The 18,941-nt window shown below is 64.6% G+C and carries 17 protein-coding genes; 1 reads left to right on the forward strand and 16 read right to left on the reverse strand.

The genetic code is table 11. The annotated features are described in order from the left end of the window. The first annotated feature begins 68 nt into the window (after nt 1–68). Nucleotides 69–794 carry a DUF899 domain-containing protein gene (locus HU764_RS14145; RefSeq protein ID WP_186702709.1) on the forward strand — a complete coding sequence of 242 codons (726 nt, stop codon included), beginning with the start codon at nt 69–71 and terminating at the stop codon, nt 792–794. A 138-nt stretch (nt 795–932) separates the two neighbouring features. Here HU764_RS14145 and ureG read toward each other — a convergent pair whose 3' ends face one another. The 16 genes from ureG to HU764_RS14225 form a co-directional block, all read right to left on the reverse strand. Next, nucleotides 933–1,556 carry an urease accessory protein UreG gene (ureG, locus tag HU764_RS14150; protein WP_010953755.1) on the reverse strand — a complete coding sequence of 208 codons (624 nt, stop codon included), beginning with the start codon at nt 1,554–1,556 and terminating at the stop codon, nt 933–935. 11 nt (nt 1,557–1,567) lie between these two features. Then, nucleotides 1,568–2,242, reverse strand: coding sequence for an urease accessory protein UreF (locus tag HU764_RS14155; RefSeq protein ID WP_027594764.1), 675 nt, complete (start codon nt 2,240–2,242; stop codon nt 1,568–1,570). After that, entirely contained in the window at nt 2,242–2,787 is a 546-nt protein-coding gene (locus HU764_RS14160; protein ID WP_186702710.1) for a HupE/UreJ family protein, read from the reverse strand. Before HU764_RS14160 ends, HU764_RS14155 begins: the two co-directional genes overlap by 1 nt. Before the next feature lie 18 nt (nt 2,788–2,805). Further along, the gene (gene ureE, locus HU764_RS14165) at nt 2,806–3,303 is read right to left on the reverse strand and encodes an urease accessory protein UreE (RefSeq protein ID WP_186702711.1); all 498 of its coding nucleotides are present in this window, start codon (nt 3,301–3,303) and stop codon (nt 2,806–2,808) included. A gap of 10 nt (nt 3,304–3,313) precedes the next feature. Then, nucleotides 3,314–5,017 (reverse strand): urease subunit alpha, encoded by a 1,704-nt coding sequence (gene ureC, locus HU764_RS14170; protein WP_027594761.1) that lies wholly within the window; start codon nt 5,015–5,017, stop codon nt 3,314–3,316. Beyond that, nucleotides 5,014–5,331 (reverse strand): urease subunit beta, encoded by a 318-nt coding sequence (locus tag HU764_RS14175; protein ID WP_085273499.1) that lies wholly within the window; start codon nt 5,329–5,331, stop codon nt 5,014–5,016. The genes ureC and HU764_RS14175 overlap by 4 nt, the downstream gene beginning before the upstream one ends. 19 nt (nt 5,332–5,350) lie before the next feature. Continuing rightward, nucleotides 5,351–5,653, reverse strand: coding sequence for an urease subunit gamma (locus HU764_RS14180; protein WP_027594759.1), 303 nt, complete (start codon nt 5,651–5,653; stop codon nt 5,351–5,353). A 10-nt stretch (nt 5,654–5,663) separates the two neighbouring features. Beyond that, nucleotides 5,664–6,497: an urease accessory protein UreD gene (locus HU764_RS14185; RefSeq protein WP_186702712.1), complete on the reverse strand. Its 834-nt coding sequence runs from the start codon at nt 6,495–6,497 to the stop codon at nt 5,664–5,666. 369 nt (nt 6,498–6,866) lie between these two features. After that, complete coding sequence (locus HU764_RS14190; protein WP_027594757.1) at nt 6,867–7,781, reverse strand: site-specific integrase; 915 nt, start codon at nt 7,779–7,781, stop codon at nt 6,867–6,869. A gap of 261 nt (nt 7,782–8,042) precedes the next feature. Continuing rightward, entirely contained in the window at nt 8,043–10,304 is a 2,262-nt protein-coding gene (locus tag HU764_RS14195) for a helicase C-terminal domain-containing protein (RefSeq protein WP_186702713.1), read from the reverse strand. After that, entirely contained in the window at nt 10,301–11,950 is a 1,650-nt protein-coding gene (locus HU764_RS14200; RefSeq protein WP_186676421.1) for a VRR-NUC domain-containing protein, read from the reverse strand. Before HU764_RS14200 ends, HU764_RS14195 begins: the two co-directional genes overlap by 4 nt. A 93-nt stretch (nt 11,951–12,043) precedes the next feature. Beyond that, entirely contained in the window at nt 12,044–13,351 is a 1,308-nt protein-coding gene (locus HU764_RS14205) for an MFS transporter (protein WP_225935727.1), read from the reverse strand. 97 nt (nt 13,352–13,448) lie between these two features. Then, entirely contained in the window at nt 13,449–14,666 is a 1,218-nt protein-coding gene (locus HU764_RS14210) for a fumarylacetoacetate hydrolase family protein (RefSeq protein ID WP_186676419.1), read from the reverse strand. A 26-nt stretch (nt 14,667–14,692) separates the two neighbouring features. Then, complete coding sequence (locus HU764_RS14215; protein WP_186702714.1) at nt 14,693–15,763, reverse strand: Ldh family oxidoreductase; 1,071 nt, start codon at nt 15,761–15,763, stop codon at nt 14,693–14,695. A 16-nt stretch (nt 15,764–15,779) separates the two neighbouring features. Continuing rightward, entirely contained in the window at nt 15,780–17,360 is a 1,581-nt protein-coding gene (locus HU764_RS14220) for an aldehyde dehydrogenase (NADP(+)) (RefSeq protein WP_186702715.1), read from the reverse strand. Between the two features lie 35 nt (nt 17,361–17,395). Further along, a complete protein-coding gene (locus HU764_RS14225) occupies nt 17,396–18,937 on the reverse strand; it encodes a UxaA family hydrolase (RefSeq protein ID WP_099429550.1) in 1,542 nt (513 codons plus the stop codon). Between the last annotated feature and the right edge of the window lie 4 nt (nt 18,938–18,941).

Consider the following 18,941-nt stretch of genomic DNA (forward strand, 5'->3'; position numbering starts at 1 on the left):
TTCGATGCCTGTCGATCTGGCCCTGCCCCGCTCGACCAGTGCTGAATCCCTACCCTGGAGTCAGCACCATGAGCAGTGAAAACAGGCATGAGGTGGTCTCCCGCAGCCAGTGGCTGGCAGCACGCCGGCAGCTGTGGTTGCACGAAAAAGCCTTCACCCATCAACGCGACGAGCTGGCTGCAGCACGTCGCGCTTTGCCCTGGATGAAGGTCGAACAACCCTATCGATTCCAGGGGCCGGAGGGCGAACTGAGCCTGGCCCAACTGTTCGCCGGGCGCAGCCAGCTGTTGCTCTATCACTTCATGTTCGCCGAGGGCTGGCGTGAAGGTTGCCCAGGCTGCTCTTTCCTGGCTGACCATTTTGACGGCGCGAACCTGCACCTGGCGCACCACGATGTATCGCTGGTGGCCGTCTCCCGGGCGCCCTACGCCGAGTTCCAGGCATTTCGCCAGCGCATGGGCTGGCAGTTTTCGTGGTACTCGTCCGCAGGTAGCGGGTTCAATGAAGACTTTGGCGTCAGCGTGGGCAGCGACGCGCCTCGGCAGTACAACTATGAGCCTTATGAAGGCAGCGAAAGCGAGTTGCCGGGGCTGAGTGCGTTCTACCTTGACGCGGACGGCAGCGTGTACCACACGTACTCAACCTATGCCCGCGGGCTGGACATTCTGGTCAATACCTACAACTTCCTCGACATTGCGCCGTTGGGGCGTAACGAGGCCGGAACCATGGACTGGGTGCGGCACCATGACCGCTATGAAGGGCAGACCGGCAAGGCGCATTGTTGCCATGACTGATGCAAGCCTGCCCTGAATGTTGCCCTGTAGGCGCAGCCTTGTGCTGCGAAGAGGCCGGTGAAAGCAGCGACGTTTCACTGTGTAGCTTCCGGCCTCTTCGCAGCACAAGGCTGCTCCTACACGCGTATTGCATGCCGGCTAGCCGCGCACACCAAGCATCCCGCGCTCAACGATGAAATCGATCACCGCCTGCAGCCCTTCGCCCTTTTTCAGGTTACTGAATGTCCATGGCCGCTGCGGGCGCATGCGCTGGGTGTCGCGCTCCATCACCTCCAGCGATGCACCGACGTAAGGCGCAAGGTCAGTCTTGTTGATCACCAGGAAGTCAGACTTGGTAATCCCCGGTCCGCCCTTGCGCGGGATCTTCTCACCCTCGGCAACATCGATGACGTAGATGGTCAGGTCGGCCAGCTCCGGGCTGAACGTGGCGCTGAGGTTGTCGCCACCGCTCTCCACGAAGATAACCTCAAGGTTACCGAACTTGCGCGCCAAAGCCTCCACGGCCGCCAAGTTCATCGAGGCGTCTTCGCGGATCGCCGTGTGTGGGCAGCCGCCGGTTTCCACGCCGACAATGCGCTCAGGCTCCAGTGCACCGGCCTCGGTGAGGATGCGTTGGTCCTCTTTGGTGTAGATGTCGTTGGTCACCACGGCGATCTGATAATGATCGCGCATGGCCTTGCACAAGGCTTCGAGCAGCGCGGTCTTGCCAGAACCGACCGGGCCGCCGACACCGACGCGCAGGGGTTGTTGATAGCTTTGCATGAAGGCAGTCCTCAGGAGCGGAACAAACGGGTGTATTGGGTTTCATGTCGCGATGAAGCAATCGCCAGCAATGGCAGGCCGCCACCGAGCTGGTCATCGCCCAGGGCCAGCGCCTGGTCGAGTACGGCGGGTAAGTCCTGGCCCAGGTCGCGCAGCAAGGTTTGCGCCGCCTGCTGGCCGAACGGCACCAGCTTGACCCCGGCCATCACTGCGCCTTCGAGCCAGGCGAAGCCAATGCCCAGCGCCAACTGACGCAGCGGGATCGACCAGTAGGCGCCGAGCCAGGCCATACCGCCCAGTTGGCTGAGTTCAAGGCTGGCCCGCCAGGCGGGGTCCTGCCCCAATTGCCAGCCATCGAGCAGGCGTGCCAGCGCCGAGCCACGCTGTTGTTCTTCCAGGCGCAACTCCGCGGTTTCCCGGTTGGCCAGCAGAAAGCGGCTCCATTGGCTGAATGCTTGGGCATCCGTGGCCAGGCAGGCCTGATACAGGCGTGCCAGCACGGGCCAGTCGACGCAGCCCAGGGTGTCGTGCAACTGCTCGCGCTGCCAGGCGCTGAAGCTGGCGATATCCTGCACCCAACCCGCTTCGACGGCCCATTCCAGGCCTTGCGAGTAGGTGAACCCACCCACTGGCAAACCCGGGCTGGCCAGTTGCAGCAAGCGCAACAGCGCCAGGTCGCTGTCCATCAACCGGCCAGTACCAGTGCGGCGCCGGCCAGCAGGCCACCACCGAAGACTTTTTGCAGGCCGCTGTGGCGGCGCAGCAAGCAACCCACCGCGAACCCGGCCACCAGCAGCAGGCCGCTGACGGTCACGAAGCCAGCACTGAACTGCCAGAACGCGCTGGGCGTGGCTTCAACGCCATGCGCCCAGCCGTGAAACAGGGCGAACACCGGCATGGCCAGCGCCAGCAACAGCTGGCGGCTAGGCAGCAACAGGGCCCCGGCGGCGACCAGCAACGACACGCTGATCATCGTTTCCATGCCCAACACATCCCCAAACAGATGGCCGCACACCGCGCCACCAAACATCGCCGCCAGGGTTGCCAAGGGCAAGGTCAGGTTGCGTCGGGTCAGCGCAGCGAGCACGCCAGTACCCAGCAGCATCAGCAAGTGGTCCAGGCCGGTCAGCGGGTGCAGCAGGCCGTCCTGCAACGGGTTACTGTCGTGGCCGGGGTGGGCGAAGGCCGGCACCGCCAGCATCAGCAGAAACAGGGCGAACGTCTTTTTCATCAGTAGCTCCAGGGCAGTTCAGGAATGGGCAGGCAGGCGCACGAATGGGTGGTCGTTGCCATGGCTGTGGCTATGGCTGTGCGGCGCGCTCTGGTAGGCGCCCGCCTCGGGTTCGAACGGTGCCAGTTCGGTTTCCACCGTCAGGCCCAGGCCACGCAGCATGTCGTCCAGCACATAGTCGTGCTGGTAGCGCAGCAGGCCAGGTTCGATCTGCAGCGGCACATGACGGTTGCCCAGGTGGTAGGCGGCCCGTGCCAGCAAGTGCGGGTCGGCGCAACGTACCGTCGACACCGTTTCTGGTGCGGCCAGCACGCGAATGACCTGGCTGCCATCGGCATCGGCCAGCAGTTCACCGCCGCGCAGCAGGTGGCCGCGTGCGAGCATCAGCCCGGCGTCGCGGCCGTCGTCGAGGGTTACCCGCAGGCGGCTCTTGATGCGGCTGTCCACATCCAGGGTGACGGTGCCGGTTTCGGCAAGCGAGCCAGGTTCGGTGACCCGGCGAGTCAGGACTATCATCTGTGCTCCTTCAGAACAGGAAGTAACGCTGGGCGAGCGGCAGTTCGCTGGCCGGTTCGCACACCAGCAACTCGCCGTCGGCACGCACCTGGTAGGTCTGCGCATCGACTTCGATGACCGGCTGCAAGGTGTTGTGGACCATGTCGGCCTTGCGCACCCGTCGGCAGCCGTGGGCCACACCGATCAGGCTGCGCAGGTTGAGTGCTTCGGCCAGGCCGCTGTCCATGGCGGCCTGCGACAGAAAGGTCATCCGCGTGGCGTGCCGCGCCGCGCCCAAGGCGCCGAACATCGGCCGGTAGTGCACGGGTTGCGGCGTCGGGATCGAGCCATTGATATCACCCATGGGCGCGGTGACGATCATCCCGCCCTTGATCACCAAGGCGGGCTTGACCGCAAAAAAGGCCGGGGCCCACAGCACCAGGTCAGCCAGCTTGCCCACCTCCACGGAACCCACTTCATGGGCAATGCCGTGGGTCAACGCTGGGTTGAGGGTGTACTTGGCGATGTAGCGCTTGACTCGGAAGTTGTCGCTGTAACTGTTGTCCGGCGCCAAAGGCCCACGGCGCAGCTTCATCTGGTGCGCCACCTGCCAGGTGCGCAGCACCACTTCCCCCACGCGGCCCATGGCCTGGGAGTCGGACGAGGTCATGGCGAACGCACCCATGTCATGCAGGATGTCCTCGGCAGCGATGGTTTCGCGGCGGATGCGTGACTCGGCGAACGCCACGTCCTCGGCGATGCTCGGGTCCAGGTGGTGGCAGACCATGAGCATGTCCAGGTGCTCGTCGACAGTGTTGACGGTGTACGGCAAGGTCGGGTTGGTCGAGGACGGCAGCACGTTGGCCTGCCCTGCAGCGCGGATGATGTCTGGCGCATGGCCACCGCCTGCGCCCTCGGTATGGAAGGTGTGGATGGTGCGGTCACCAATGGCCGCCAGGGTGTCTTCGATGCAACCGGACTCGTTGAGGGTGTCGGTGTGGATCGCCACCTGGATGTCCATTTCCTCGGCCACGCCCAGGCAACAGTCGATGGCTGCCGGGGTCGAGCCCCAGTCCTCGTGCAGTTTCAGGCCGACGGCGCCCGCCGCGATCTGCTCGCGCAATGCCTCGGGGCGCGACGCATTGCCTTTGCCCAGCAGGCCAATATTGATGGGCAGGCTGTCGGCGGCCTGGAGCATGCGCGCCAGGTACCACGGGCCAGGGGTGCAGGTGGTGGCGTTGGTACCGGTGGCCGGCCCCGTGCCGCCACCGATGAAGGTGGTGACGCCGCTGGTAAGGGCCTCCTCCACCTGCTGCGGGCAGATGAAGTGGATGTGCGAGTCGATGCCGCCAGCGGTGACGATCTTGCCTTCGGCAGCGATCACCTCGGTGCCTGGGCCGACTGGCACGGTGACCCCTGGTTGCACATCGGGGTTGCCGGCCTTGCCAATGGCAGCGATGCGGCCGTGCTTGACGCCGATGTCTGCCTTGACGATACCCCAGTGATCGATGATCAACGCGTTGGTCAGCACCAGGTCCATGGCTTCGGCCGCCAGCATCTGGCCTTGCCCCATGCCATCGCGGATGACCTTGCCACCGCCGAACTTGACCTCTTCGCCATACACGGTGAAGTCTTTCTCGACCTCCACCCACAGCGCGGTATCGGCCAGGCGCACGCGGTCGCCCACGGTGGGGCCGAACATGTCGGCATAGGCCTGGCGGGAAATACGGCTCATGCCCTGCCCTCCAGTGCGCCCATCACCTTGCCCTGGAAGCCATAGACCTCGCGCTTGCCGGCATAGGCAACCAGTTGCACGGTGCGGGCCTGGCCCGGTTCGAAGCGCACGGCGGTGCCGGCTGGAATGTCCAGGCGAAAGCCCAGGGTAGGCGCACGCTCGAACACCAGTGCGTCGTTGACCTCGTAGAAGTGGTAGTGCGAGCCGACCTGCACGGGCCGGTCGCCGTGGTTGGCCACGCTGACGCTCACCGTCGCGCGGCCGCTGTTGAGCTCGATGTCGCCGGCGGCGACCTGGATTTCACCTGGGATCATGCTGGGCTCCTGGGCTGTATCAGACGATAGGGTCATGCACGGTCACCAGTTTGGTGCCATCGGGGAAGGTCGCCTCGACCTGCACGTCGTGGATCATTTCAGCGACGCCGGGCATAACTTGCTCATGGCTCAACACTTCACGGCCCAGGCTCATCAGCTCGGCCACCGTGCGGCCATCCCGGGCGCCCTCGAGCACGGCGGCACTGATCAGCGCCACCGCTTCCGGGTAGTTGAGTTTCAGGCCGCGGGCCAGGCGCCGCTCCGCCAGCAACGCGGCGGTGAACAGCAGCAGTTTGTCTTTCTCTCTTGGGGTCAGCTCCATGGCGCTTCTCTCAGGTAGCCCAGATACGCGGCGGGCATGCCGGTAGGCCGAGGACGGCCGGGCGCAAGGCATGCCAGAGGCGTTGCAAGGTGTGTTGCAGGTGTTGGTTGTCGTGGTCGAGCAGGCGGATGACCAGCAGCGAGCCGATCAGGGTGGCGCCAGCGGGGTTGTCCAGCTCATCGAGCAAGGCCCGGACGTGGTCCAGCAGCGCAGGGTCCGCCGGGGCGGCGCAAAAGGTGGCGACCAAGGGATGCCCACCGAGCTTGCCTAATTGCCCGCCTTCGATGCGCAGGCGCTCGTACAGGCCTGGGTCATCGGGCATTTCGATGTGCAAGCGGCTGTCGAGGGCGCCGTGATCGAAGCGCTCATTCATCACCGGGCGGCCCAGGCACAGGGTTTCCCAGGCCAGCAACCGGGCGCCTGGCGCCAGGGTGAAGCGGCTGTCGAGGCTGGCACGGGCACCGGCGAAGAAAATGCTGTCTTGAGGCAGCCATTCCAGGGTGCTGTCGGCGGCCAGGTGAAAACGCTGGGCCAGCCGTGCGGTGGGGCCAATGCTGCGGTAGAACTTGCTCGCGCCGGGCATGGTCAGCAAGGCGTGGCTGCCAGGTTCAAGGTGGATGTCGAGTTCCAGCCGGTCACCGGCAACGATGCCGCCGGGCGGATGCAGCACATAGACATGGCACGGCGCGCCCTCGGGATAGAAAGGCCGCTGCACCAAAAGAGGTCCAAAATGCCGCCGCGCACCAAGGCGGGTCACACCGTCGCGATGGGTAAAGCGCAACTGCAGGAAGGCGCTCCAGCCTGCGTCGTCTTGTTGTTGTTCGATCTGCTCCGCGAGCGACATCCTGCGGCCCCTGATATCCGTGGCCTGGTGGCCGTTTAGAGGGCCAGGCAGGCGGCGCTTGAGGGCTGCCAGCCTGACCACTCGATCAAATTCTCAGGCTGGATATAGCAGGTTGCGGGCCAACTACGCAGGTGAACAAAAATGAAATCGTCAGCGCGACCGCTCTGGCATCGGGCACACAGGGGTGGCGCGCACAAAGCGAGGGCGCACGAAGGCCCTGTTTCGGTGCCCGAATGTAATGAGCTCTGTTTTTTCTAGGAGCAGCCTTTTGCTGCGAAGAGGCCGGTGTAAGCACCTGCAATCTCCACTGCTTACAACGGCCTCTTCGCAGCACAAGGCTGCTCCTACAGACAGCTAGGCAGTGAGGCTTCAGTAATCGAAGCGGTCTACCGCCCGCCGCCGTTCGTTGTCATCCCGGCGATCGTAACTGGCCGTGGTCTGGATATTGGCATGGTGCGCGAGCTTCTGGGCAATCGACAGGTCGTGCTCTTCAATAACCCGGGTGATGAATGCACGGCGAAAATCATGGGGCATGATCTTCACACCCACCTGGGCACCGCGTTGGCGCGCAATGTAGTAGATCGCATGCTTGGTGATGCGGGCGCGGGTAATGTGGTTGCCCCGGCGAATGCGGTTGAACAGGAACGGGTCGTCCGCTGCCCCCTCCGGCAAATCGTTGCGACGCAGGTCCAGCCACGCCTGCAGCTTTTCGAACGCCCAAGGCGGCGCATACTTGATCAACTGCCGGTTGCCCTTGCCCAGTACCTGCAGGCTGCGAGCGTCGAAGTCGACCTGGTCCAGGTCGATGTCGACCGACTCCGACTTGCGCATGCCGGTGCCGTACAGCAAGGCAATGATCGCCGCGTCCCGCACACCTTGCGGCCGAGGGTCGGCCGCGCACACGTCCATCAACTCACGGATCAGGCTGCGCCGCAGGTTGCGCCCCGGTGGCAGGCGGCTACCGGTCGCCGGCTTGACCTCGCGGATCCTCAACAGCTGCTCATGGTCGATCAGGCCCTGGCGCCACGCCTCGTTCATCACCCCACGCACCGCATTCACATACAGCGACGAACTGTTAGGGGCGTACCCATCCTCGCGCAATGCCGCTACCAAGCCGATCACATGCCCAGGTTCGAGCAAGTGCCACGGTACATCGACAAGGTTGCAGTCGACGAAACCCAGCCGGTCGGCCGCGTCCTGAAGGATGTAGCGCATGGTTTGCTGGCTCGACGGTGCCAGGCGGGCCATGTACTGCAGCAGCGGGTTTTTCGAGAGATCGGTCACAACGTGAATCCTGTAGCGACGCTTGGACCGGTACGGGGGCAGCCAAAGCGTGAAGCGAGTCTATTCGACATGAAAGCAAGCCCAAATGACAACGCATGGCCATTCGGGCTTGGAGCAGTGCCATCACCTTGATATTCAAGGGGTTTGAAGACGGCGCGGAGGGTAATGTTACCCCAACTGACGCCCGCATAACGAACCCAAGCCCGCCTACCCGTCCACAGCTTGACCAGCAGTGAACGGCGCCAAGGGCAGCGGCAAGCGTCACGCACCGCCCGACCGCCACCAACTGGGAAACATTTGCTGAACCCGTGGTTCGGCAAAGCGTTCGTCGATCAACACCAGCACGCCTTGGTCCTGGTCCCCCCGAATGACCCTGCCCGCCGCCTGAATGACCTTGCGCACGCCTGGGTAGAGGTAGGCGTAATCAAAGCCTGCGCCAAACTGGCGCCCCAGGCGCTGCTTGAACTGCTCGTTGACAGGGTTGACCTGGGGCAGCCCGAGGGTCGCGACAAACGCCCCGATCAAGCGCGTGCCGGGTAAATCGACCCCTTCCCCGAACGCGCCCCCCAGCACCGCAAAACCCACCCCGCAGCCATCCGCTACGAAGCGGTCGAGAAATGCCTGACGCGCCTCTTCATCCATGCCTGCCGCCTGCGCCCACAGGGGAATGTCGGCATGCCGCTCTGCCAGCAAGCCGGCCACCTGCTGCAGGTATTCGAAGCTGCTGAAAAAGGCCAGGTAGTTACCGGGCATGCGCTGGTACTGCTCGGCGATCAGCTCGACGATTGGCGCCAGCGAAGCCTGGCGTTCTCGGTAACGGGTCGAGACCTGGCTGGCGATGCGTACTTCGAGTTGTTCGGCGCGAAACGGCGCTGCCACCTCCAACCAGGCCGTGTCGGCCGGCATGCCGAGCAAGTCGCTGTAGAAATGCCGAGGGCTCAGCGTGGCGGAAAACAGCGTCACACTGCGCGCCGCCTGCATGCGTGGGGCCAGCAGCCGCGCCGGGGTGACATTGCGCAGGCACAGGGTGGCCAGGCGCCGCTTGCGCTGGCCTTCGCGCTGGCTGATGTCGAAGATGAAATGCTCGTCGAACAATTCAGCCACCCGGCTGAACTGCAACGCCTGGTAGAAGAACTGCAGCACTTGCGCATCTACCTCGGCTGGTGCCTGATTCATGCGCTCCTGGATCAGCCCGATGCACTGCTGCAGGGCGCGTATGAAGGCCTCCGGCAACTGCTCGCTGGCCTGATACGGTGCACGCTGCTCTTTGTACAACGCGTTCCACTGCCGGTTGAGGCGGTCCAGCGCACGGGTCAGCCCTTGCGGTTTGCTCTGGCGCAAGGCGAGCAACTGGCTTTGATCGAGGCTGGCGCTGTACATGCCGCGACCGCGCTCGACCAAGTTGTGCGCTTCGTCCACCAGCACCGCCACCCGCCATTGGTTAGCCTGGGCCAAGCCGAACAGCAAGGCATGGGCATCGAAGTAATAGTTGTAGTCGGCCACCACCAGGTCGACCCAGCGGGCCATTTCCTGGCCCAGGTAATAAGGGCAAACCTGATGCGCCAAGGCCACCTCGCGCAGGCTGGCACGGTCCAGCAACGGCACCCCTGCTGCTGCCTCGCGCGCGGCGGGCAGGCGGTCGTAGAAGCCTTGCGCCAACGGGCAGGACTCGCCATGGCAGGCTTTGTCGGGGTACTCGCAGGCCTTGTCGCGGGCGATCAGCTCCAAGGTGCGCAAGGCCGGTTGCGGCGTGGCATCGGTGATCTGGCGCATGGCATCGAGGGCCAGCGCACGGCCCGGCGTCTTGGCCGTCAGAAAGAACACTTTGTCGAGCTGCTGCGGCACCATCGCCTTGAGCAACGGGAACAAGGTGCCCAGGGTCTTGCCGATACCGGTACTGGCCTGAGCCATCAGGCATCGGCCGGTGCTGACAGCCTTGTACAGGGTCTCGGCCAATTGCCGCTGGCCCTGGCGGAATTGCGCATAGGGAAACCCCAGCGCCTGCAGATCGCGGTCACGCTCGGCCAGTCGGCCTTGCTGACGCTGCGCCCAAGCCAGAAAGCAGCGGCACTGGGTATCGAAGAACGCTTGCAGCGCGGCAGCCGTGTGGTGCTCGCTGATCAGCGTCTGGCCGTCGCTGTCCACGTCCAGGTAGACCAGGGCCACTTCGATGGCCGGCAATTGCCGCGCTTGGCACATCAACCAGGCGTAGACCTTGGCCTGGGCCCAGTGCAGTTGGCGATGGTTGGCCGGCTGGCGCGTAAGGTCGCCGCGGTAGGTCTTTATCTCTTCCAAGCGGTTGCAACTGGGGTCGTAACCGTCGGCTCGGCCTCGCACCCGCAGGCTTTCGAACTGCCCCTCAAGGGCCACCTCCGACTCGTAATCGGCCGCACGCCGCGCCACTACCCGACGGTGCCCCTCGATGCCTTCCTGGGCCGTGGGCGACGGGGTAAAGCGCAGGTCCAGGTCGCCAACCTTGGCACTGAACTCGCACAGGGCACGCACCGCCACGCTGTAGCTCACGCCGCCTCGCTCCAGCGCACATGGCACACTGCAACGGGCAAACCTTGGGCACGGCAAAACTCTAGCCAGCGTAATTGGTTGTCTTGCAGGCGGTCGCCCGGCCCCTTGACCTCGACCATGCGGTAGCCGCCCTGCTCGGGCCAGAACTGGATCAGATCAGGCATCCCGGCGCGGTTGTTGCGGATGTCCTGCAACAGGCGCAGAAAGCACTGCTTCAGGTGCGCGGCCGGCAGGCAAGCCAGTGCCTGTTCGAGCAAGGCTTCGCTGAGCATCGGCCAGAACACGAACGGCGACTGCAGGCCGTGCTTGGCGGCGTAGCAATCGAGAATGGCCTGGCGGTGGCTACCCTCGTCGAGCCGCCCCAGGCAGCGGTCGAACAACGCACTGCGCCGTTGCTGGAAGTCGCTGTCGTGCAGGTCTTGTGGCGCGGCCTGGAACGGGTTGAAAAAGGCACCCGGTACCGGCGCGAAAATAGCCTCCCAGCACAACAGGCCGAACAAGCTGTTGAACAGTGTGTTTTCCACGTAATGGACCTGCCCGCCGGCCTCGGCCAAGTGCTGGCGCACAGCCTCCTCCACACCCAGGGCTGCGTGTTCACGCGGCAGCTCAAGTTCGATCAAGTGCAGCGGCGCAGCACGCTGGCGACGTTGTGGCGGGCCGCCAAGTTTGCGGGCCAGGCGCGGCAGCATGCGTTCGAGCGCCTGCACCTCCAGCGCATTGGCCGGGGCCGCGGCCAGCTGCTGTGCCAGCGCATGGGCCTGCGGCCATTGTTCGCTACGTTCCAGTACACGCACCTGACGGATTCGCGCTTGCGCATGGCTGCACTGGCCGTAGACAGCCATGGCCTGGTCCCAGTCGCCCTGGCGCTCGCATTGCTGGCCCAGGGCAAACAGCAGGCGCGCATGGCGCCGGGCCAACCAAGGGTTGTCACTGTGCAGCCCTGCCATCGCACCCAGGATCGACAGCGGGTCATCGCCCTGCTCCAGGCGCTCGGCGCACTGGTGCAGCGCCATGGCCAGATCGACCTCGGCGCGATGGCGCAAGGCGCGCGAATCGGTGCTGAAAGGCACGTGCTCGTAGCGCAGCAAGCCCAGGTCGGCGAGCACGAAGTCCGACCAGTCCTGGTAAAGGTTGCCGAAGAACAACAGGCGCATGCGGTCACACAGCGGCTGCAGGCACCACTGGAAAATGCGCACGTCACTGCCGGGGAACCACGCCTGCAATGGCCTGGCCGTTAGCCCCAGGGGTTGAAGCTGTGCGAGCAAGTCGTGCTTGGCGGCGCGCGGCCGGCTCAATTGGGCGGCGAAGCACGAAGCCAGTTCGTCCTTGCGCAGCAAGCTGAACAGCTGCTCCAGCTCCAGATGCGCAGGCTCCCGAACCCAACCCAACGCCTGCAACGGCTGCAAGGCCAGCGCGGTGTCGCCGATCTCGGCATAGGTCAGCTTGTCACTGCGAAACAGCTCGCCCTTGCGCATGACCATACGCACCATCAAGGCCTGCGCCGGCGCGTCCAATTGCGCAAACGCCTGGATGAACGCCAGCTCCTGGTCATCGAGCAGGTCTTCATAGCGCTGCTCGACCCATAGCAGCACCTGGCGGAAGTTATGCAGGTAATAGAACGGGTCGTCGACAGAATGGGCGATCACGGGGCAAAGTCGGGCAGTGAATATGGGTACTGGTTATACATACAGATACCCACACCTGACAAGTGCCGTAGGTCCAGTGGCGCAGTAGGGCTGTTACTGGGTCACCCCAACCATCGGCCCCGCCTCGGCCTTGGCACTGCCGATCGGTGCCTTCAGCAGCAGGAAGTAAGCCACCGCCGAGCACAGTGCCACGATCGCGCTGATCATGAATGCCGTGTTGAACGAACCCGAGTACTGGATGCTGAAGCCGGTGACGATCGGTGCCACGGAGCCCGCAATGTAGCCGCCGAAGTTCTGGATCGAGCCAAACGACGCCACCCGCGGGCTGTCGACGATGGTGTTGACGATCATCCACGCGGTGGCACTGGCCATGTTGATGCTGAACAGCGCCAGGCACAGCAGTACCACACAGCCGGTCAGGCCACTGACGAAGGACAGCGGCAAGGTGAACAGCGCCGCCAGCACCAGGCCGGTGATCACGCTGAATTTGCGGCTGCCAAGGATGCTCATGCCGCGTTTGACCAGCAAGTCACAGAAGCGCCCGGCGACGATCGTGCCCGCCGCACCGAAGCCATAGGCCAGCGAAACCACCCAAGCAGTCTTGTACAGGTCCAGGCCGTGCTCACGTTCAAAGTAGCCGGGGAGCCAGGTCAGGTGCAGCCAGAGCATGTAGATCACGCCCATGAAGCCCAGTACCGCCCCCCAGGTGCTGCGGTGCTTGAACAAGTCGAGCCAACCCGCAAAGTACGACACCTTCGGCGCCTGTGGATTGGCCGCAGGCAGCGGCTGCTTGGACTCGGTAGGCAACGGTTTACCTTGCGCAGCGAGCTCGGCCAGGTACTGCGCCTTGCTCTTGTAGAAGCTCAACCAGCACACCGCCAGCACCACACCGATCAACCCGGTGATGATGAACATGCCGCGCCAGCCGAAATTGACCATGAACAGCGTCAGCAAGGGTGGCGCCAGGCATGGGCCAAGACAGGTCGAGGACCAGACGATACCGGTCGGGGTGCCGCGTTCGTTAGCATCGAACCATTCCGACAAGGCCTTGGCCGCCGAAGGGAACATCGGCGCCTCGCCAATCCCCAGCAACACGCGCAAGCCCATGAAACCGGCAAAGCTGCTGACCATGCCAAAGGTGGCCTGGGCCACCGACCAGGCCAGCAACGAGGCGCCGAGGGCGATCTTGCTGCCCAGGCGGTCGATGATCATACCCATTGGCAACTGGGCAAAGGCATAAGCAATGGAGAAGGCCGACAACAGAATGCCCATCTGCGAGGGGCTGATCATCATGTCTTTCTGGATCGAAGTGTTGGCGATCGACAGCGCGCTACGGTCCAGGTAGTTGACGATGCCAATCAACAGCAGGAAGACAACGGTGAGGCGCTGATACTTCTTCATAGGGTTCATTGGGTGGCCTTTATTATTATTGTTGCGGCGCCTTCAGCGCCTTGGCGATCCGTCGGTCCTGTTGCGTTCATCCTTGGTGCGGCAACCCTCAAGGTTGACGCGCAGTTACCGCCGCCTCGAGCAGGCCGCGCCGGCTCAGGCTGTCGATCAGCGCACGCAGGCCGAAGCCCCACTGCGGCGCGAGGTCGCTGGTGGTGACACGGTTGCACAGGGTGCCCAATTGCGCGTTGCTGATGGCGACCAGGTCGCCGGGCTTGTGGGTAAAACCGTTGCCTGGCTGGTCGCGGTCCTGCTTGGGCGCGAACAGGGTACCGAGAAACAGCACCAGACCGTCGGGATACTGGTGGTTTTCGTTGAGGGTCTGCTGCACCAGGTCCTGGGGGTCGCGGCTGATCTGGCGCATGGAGCTGCGGCCGGACAGGATGAAGCCGTCCTGGCCCTCGACACGCAGGTCCACTTCGGCGTTACGCACATCGTCCAGGCTGAAGCTCTCGTCGAACAGGCGCAGCAATGGCCCCAGCGAGGTGGAGGCGTTGTTGTCCTTGGCCTTGGACAGCAGCAAGGCACTGCGCCCCTCGAAGTCGCGCAGGTTGACATCGTTGCCGAGCATGGCGCCCTTGATGCTGCCGTCGCTCGACACCGCCAGTACCACTTCCGGCTCCGGGTTGTTCCAGCTCGACTTGGGGTGGATACCGATGTCGGCACCATGCCCGACCGCCGACAGTGGCTGCGCCTTGGTGAAGACTTCGGCATCCGGGCCGATGCCCACCTCCAGGTATTGCGACCACAGGCCCTGCTCCACCAGGACCTTGCGCAGCGCTTCGGCCTGGGCAGAGCCCGGGATGATCTGGGAGAGGTCCGCACCGATGCGGCTGGCCAGCGTATCGCGGATGGCATCGGCCTTGGCCGGGTCGCCCTTGGCTTGCTCCTCCACCACTCGCTCCAGCAAGCTGGCGGCGAAGGTGACACCGGCGGCCTTCACCGCTTGCAGGTCGATCGGTGCCAACAGCCAAGGCAAGCGCGCGTCACGCTGGCCAGGGTCGCTGTTGGCCAGCAGCGCCGGCAACTCGATCAACGCGTCGGGCAAAGGCAACGCACGTAGGTAGGCCACCGGGTCGGCCACTTCCAGCAGGGCCGAAACCGTCGCCACATGGGCGCTGATATCGTGCACGGCGCCGGCCTTGACAAGCACCACGGCGGGGCCTTGATCCGGCAGCCAGACGCGCCCCACCCAGCTGCCGGTGTCGAACACGGCAAGGTCGTGGCTTAGCGGCAGTGGCTGGTTGGCATTCGATTGGTCTGTCATGGGTGCACCCTTGTTGTCATTGTCATTCATTGGGAAAGCGCCTGCGAACGGGTCGCCAGCTGCAACTGCTCGGCCAGCCGGTCGAGGTCGTCGAGCACTGGCTGCGACAGGCTCAGGCCCTGCGTCAAGGCTTGCCGGCGCAACGCCAGGCCGGCTTGCCCAGGCAGGCGCACCGGGCGCTCGGGGTCTACCGGTCGGCTGGCCACGATCAACCGGCCGAGGAAGCTGGTTTCGTCGGTAAACGCTTGCAAGCCGCCGAAAAAGCGCGGGTCGATGACCACCGCGGTGGCCGACGCGCCCCACTGGTCCGGGGCGTCCTTGCGGCCATGGCCGGCCAATGCCGAGGTCAGTGCCTCGACCAGGATTGCCAGGGCAAAGCCCTTGTGGCCAAAGGCCTGACCACCCAGTGGCAGAATGCTGCCCTGGGGCGTGGTGAAGAAGTCACGCGGGTCATCGCTCAGGTGGCCATCGTTGCTCATCAGCACCGGGTGCGGCAGCCGGCTGCCGGCATCACGGCACTGCCCGACCAGGCCGAGGGTTACCGTAGACATGCTCACGTCCAGCAGGATCGGCTCACCCTGGGTCGGTATGCCGGCGGCAATCGGGTTGGGCGTGAACACCGGGTCGACCCCGCCATGGGCACAGACCAGCCCCACGGACGGGTCCGAGGAATACACCATGGCCACCAGGCCACGGTCGGTATAAGGCTTGAGGTAAGCCGCCAGGCAGCCGATGTGCGCGGCCCGGCGCACCACGGCAATGCCGATGCCCTGTGCGCTGGCACCTTTGGCCGCGCAGTCGAGGGCCCGGCTGACACAGTACGGGCCAAGTACGTAATGGCCGTCGAAAAGACTGGAAATGCCGCTGTCCGACACCTGCTCCAGCGCCTGGGCCTGCGCCTTGACCTGCCCGCTGAGCATGCCGCCGATATAGCGGCTGACCAGGTTGAGGCCGTGGGTGCGATGGCCTAGCAGTTCGCCTTCGAGCAATACCTGGGTCACCACTTGGGCGACCTCGGCATCGGCACCGGCTTTTTCAAACAGTTGCTCGACGAACCGGGTTAGCGCCTGCACGTCATACCGTTTGGTTTGCGTCATGCCTGTCACTCCACGGTCAGTTCAGGGCTGCGGTGCTGGGCTTGCCGTCCACCAGGCGCTGGATGCCCAACGGGTTGGCGTTCTGCAGGGCGGCGGGCAGCAAGGCGTCAGGCACGTTCTGGTAGCACACCGGGCGCAGGAAGCGGTCGATGGCCAGGGTGCCGACCGAGGTGCCGCGGGCGTCCGAAGTGGCCGGGTATGGGCCGCCGTGGACCATGGCATCGCACACCTCGACCCCGGTGGGGTAGCCATTGAGCAGCACGCGACCCACCTTCACTTCCAACGCACCCAGCAAGTAGCCGTAGGCCGCCAGGTCGGCATCGTCCGCCAGCAACGTGGCGGTCAGTTGGCCGCGCAAGGCTGCCACCGCGCGCGTCAGCTCGGCTTCATCGGCAACCTGAACCACCACTGTGCACGGGCCGAACACTTCTTCCTGAAGCAGCTCGTCCTGCTCCAGCAGCAGGCTGACATCAGCCTCGAACAGGTGCGGTTGAGCCTGGTTACCGTGTTGCGCCTGGCCACTCAACCGCTTGACCCCAGGGTGGGCAATCAAGGCCTGCAAGCCCTTGCCATAGCTGCCCAGGGTGCCAGCGTTGAGCATGGTCTGCGGCGCTTGCTCTGCCATGTGCCCGGCCAACTGCTCGACAAAGGCACTGAACGCTGGGGAGCGAATGCCCAGGACCAAGCCCGGGTTGGTGCAGAACTGGCCACAGCCCTGCACCACCGACGCGGTGAGGTCCTTGGCCAGTTGCGCACCGCGCGAGGCCAAGGCCTGGGGCAGCACCAGCACCGGGTTGATGCTCGACATTTCGGCGAACACCGGAATCGGCTGCGGCCGTGCCGCCGCCATGTCGCACAGCGCACGCCCGCCCTTGAGCGACCCGGTAAACCCGACTGCCTGGATGCCGGGGTGCTTGACCAAGGCCTCGCCAACCCCGCCGCCGAAGATCATGTTGAACACACCGGCTGGCATGCCCGTCCGTTCAGCGGCACGAATCAACGCTTCAGCTACGCGTTCGGCAGTGGCCATATGGCCGCTGTGGGCCTTGAAGACGACCGGGCAACCGGCCGCCAGGGCTGCTGCGGTATCGCCACCCGCTGTGGAGAACGCCAGCGGGAAATTGCTGGCGCCGAACACCGCCACCGGGCCCACACCGATGCGGTACTGGCGCAAGTCTGGGCGGGGCAACGGCGTGCGGGCAGGCAGGGCCTGGTCGATGCGGGCGCCATAGAAGTCGCCACGGCGCAGCACCTGGGCGAACAGGCGCATCTGCCCGCTGGTACGCCCCCGCTCGCCCAGGATTCGCGCAGTAGGCAAGGCCGTTTCCTGGCAGGTCAAGGCAATGAAGTCTTCGCCGAGGGCGTCGAGTTCGTCGGCAATGGCCTCCAGGAACTCGGCGCGGCGCACCGCTGGCAGGTTACGAAACAGCGGGAAAGCCGCCGAGGCCGCGCCCACGGCGTTGTCGACTTCGGCCAAGGTGGCCTGATAGAAACCGCCGGGCAGGCGCTCGCCGGTGTGGGCGTCCACGCTGTAGACCAGGGTTTGGCCCAGCGCGCTGCGCTGGCCGGCAATGAAGTTGTGTCCGCTAACGTGCATAAAAGGTTGCCTCAAATTCGGGAGTGGGCTGTCGATCAGGTCACGGCGCCGATCTGCCAGGGCACGAACTCGTTCTGCCCATAGCCGTGCTGTTCGCTTTTGCTGCGCGCGCCGGAGGCGATGCGCAGCATCTGTTCGAAGATGTACGCGCCACGCTCTTCGATGCTGGTGGAGCCATCAGCGATGCCACCGCAGTTGACGTCCATGTCCTCTTCCTGGTGCTCGAACACCCGGTTGTTGGTCGCCAGCTTGATCGACGGCGCCGGGGCGCAGCCGTAGGCCGAACCGCGGCCGGTGGTGAAGGCAATCAGGTTGGCGCCGCCTGCGACTTGGCCGGTGGCCGAGACCGGGTCGTAGCCCGGCGTGTCCATGAACACCAGCCCATGGGCGCGTACCGCTTCGGCGTACTGGTAGACGTCGACCAGGTTGCTGGAGCCGGCCTTGGCCACCGCACCCAGCGACTTCTCGAGGATGGTGGTCAGGCCGCCCGCCTTGTTGCCGGCCGACGGGTTGTTGTTCAGTTCAGCGTTCATGCGCTGGCAGTAGTCTTCCCACCAGTGGATGCGTGCCACCAGCTTCTCGCCGACTTCGCGGCTTACGGCGCGACGGGTCAGCAGGTGCTCGGCGCCATAAATTTCCGGTGTTTCAGACAGAATCGCGGTGCCACCGGCCGCCACCAGGCGGTCGACGGCATTGCCCAACGCGGGGTTGGCGGTGATCCCCGAGTAGCCATCCGAGCCGCCGCACTGCAGGCCAACGATCAAGTGGCGGGCGCTGACCGGCTCGCGTTCTACCTGGTTGGCCTGGGCCAACAGCGCCTTGACCTGCTCAATGCCGGCAGCGATGGTCTTCGAGGTGCCGCCAATGCCTTGGATGGTGAAGGCGCGCAGTTGCGTGCTGGTGGTAAGCCCTTGGGTCTCCAGCAGGCTTTCGATCTGGTTGGTTTCACAACCCAGGCCGATGATCAGCACGGCCGCGAAATTGGGGTGTACGGCATAGCCAGCCAAGGTCCGACGCAACAGGCCCAAGGCTTCACCGGAAGGGTCTACTGCGCAGCCGGCACCGTGGGTCAAGGCCACTACACCGTCGATATTCGGGTAGTCGGCCAGCGCTTCGGGGTGGATGTCACGGCGGAAATGGTCGGCCACGGCCCGGGCCACGGTCGCCGAACAGTTCACCGAGGTGAGAATGCCAATGTAGTTGCGGGTGGCTACCCGGCCATCGGCACGCACAATGCCCTGGAACACCGCCTCAGCGACCGGCGTGCTGCGGGCATCGACGCCAAAGGCATAGTCGCGGGCAAAATCACCCATCTGCACGTTGTGCACGTGAACATGGTCGCCGGCGTCGATGGCCTGTGAAGCAAAACCGATGATCTGGCCGTAGCGGCGCAGGGGCTGGCCCTGCTCCACGCGCTGGGTGGCGACTTTATGGCCTGAGGGGATCGCCTGGCGGACGATGATCCCTTCTGCGTCGAGGTGCAAACCTTCAGGCAAGGCCTGGCGGGCGATGAGAACGTTGTCCAGCGGGTTGAGGCGGATGACGGCAAGGTCACCAGAGCGGGCAATCAGTTGCATGAGA

Origin of the sequence: Pseudomonas kermanshahensis (assembly GCF_014269205.2) — a bacterium.
GTDB lineage: Bacteria > Pseudomonadota > Gammaproteobacteria > Pseudomonadales > Pseudomonadaceae > Aquipseudomonas > Aquipseudomonas kermanshahensis.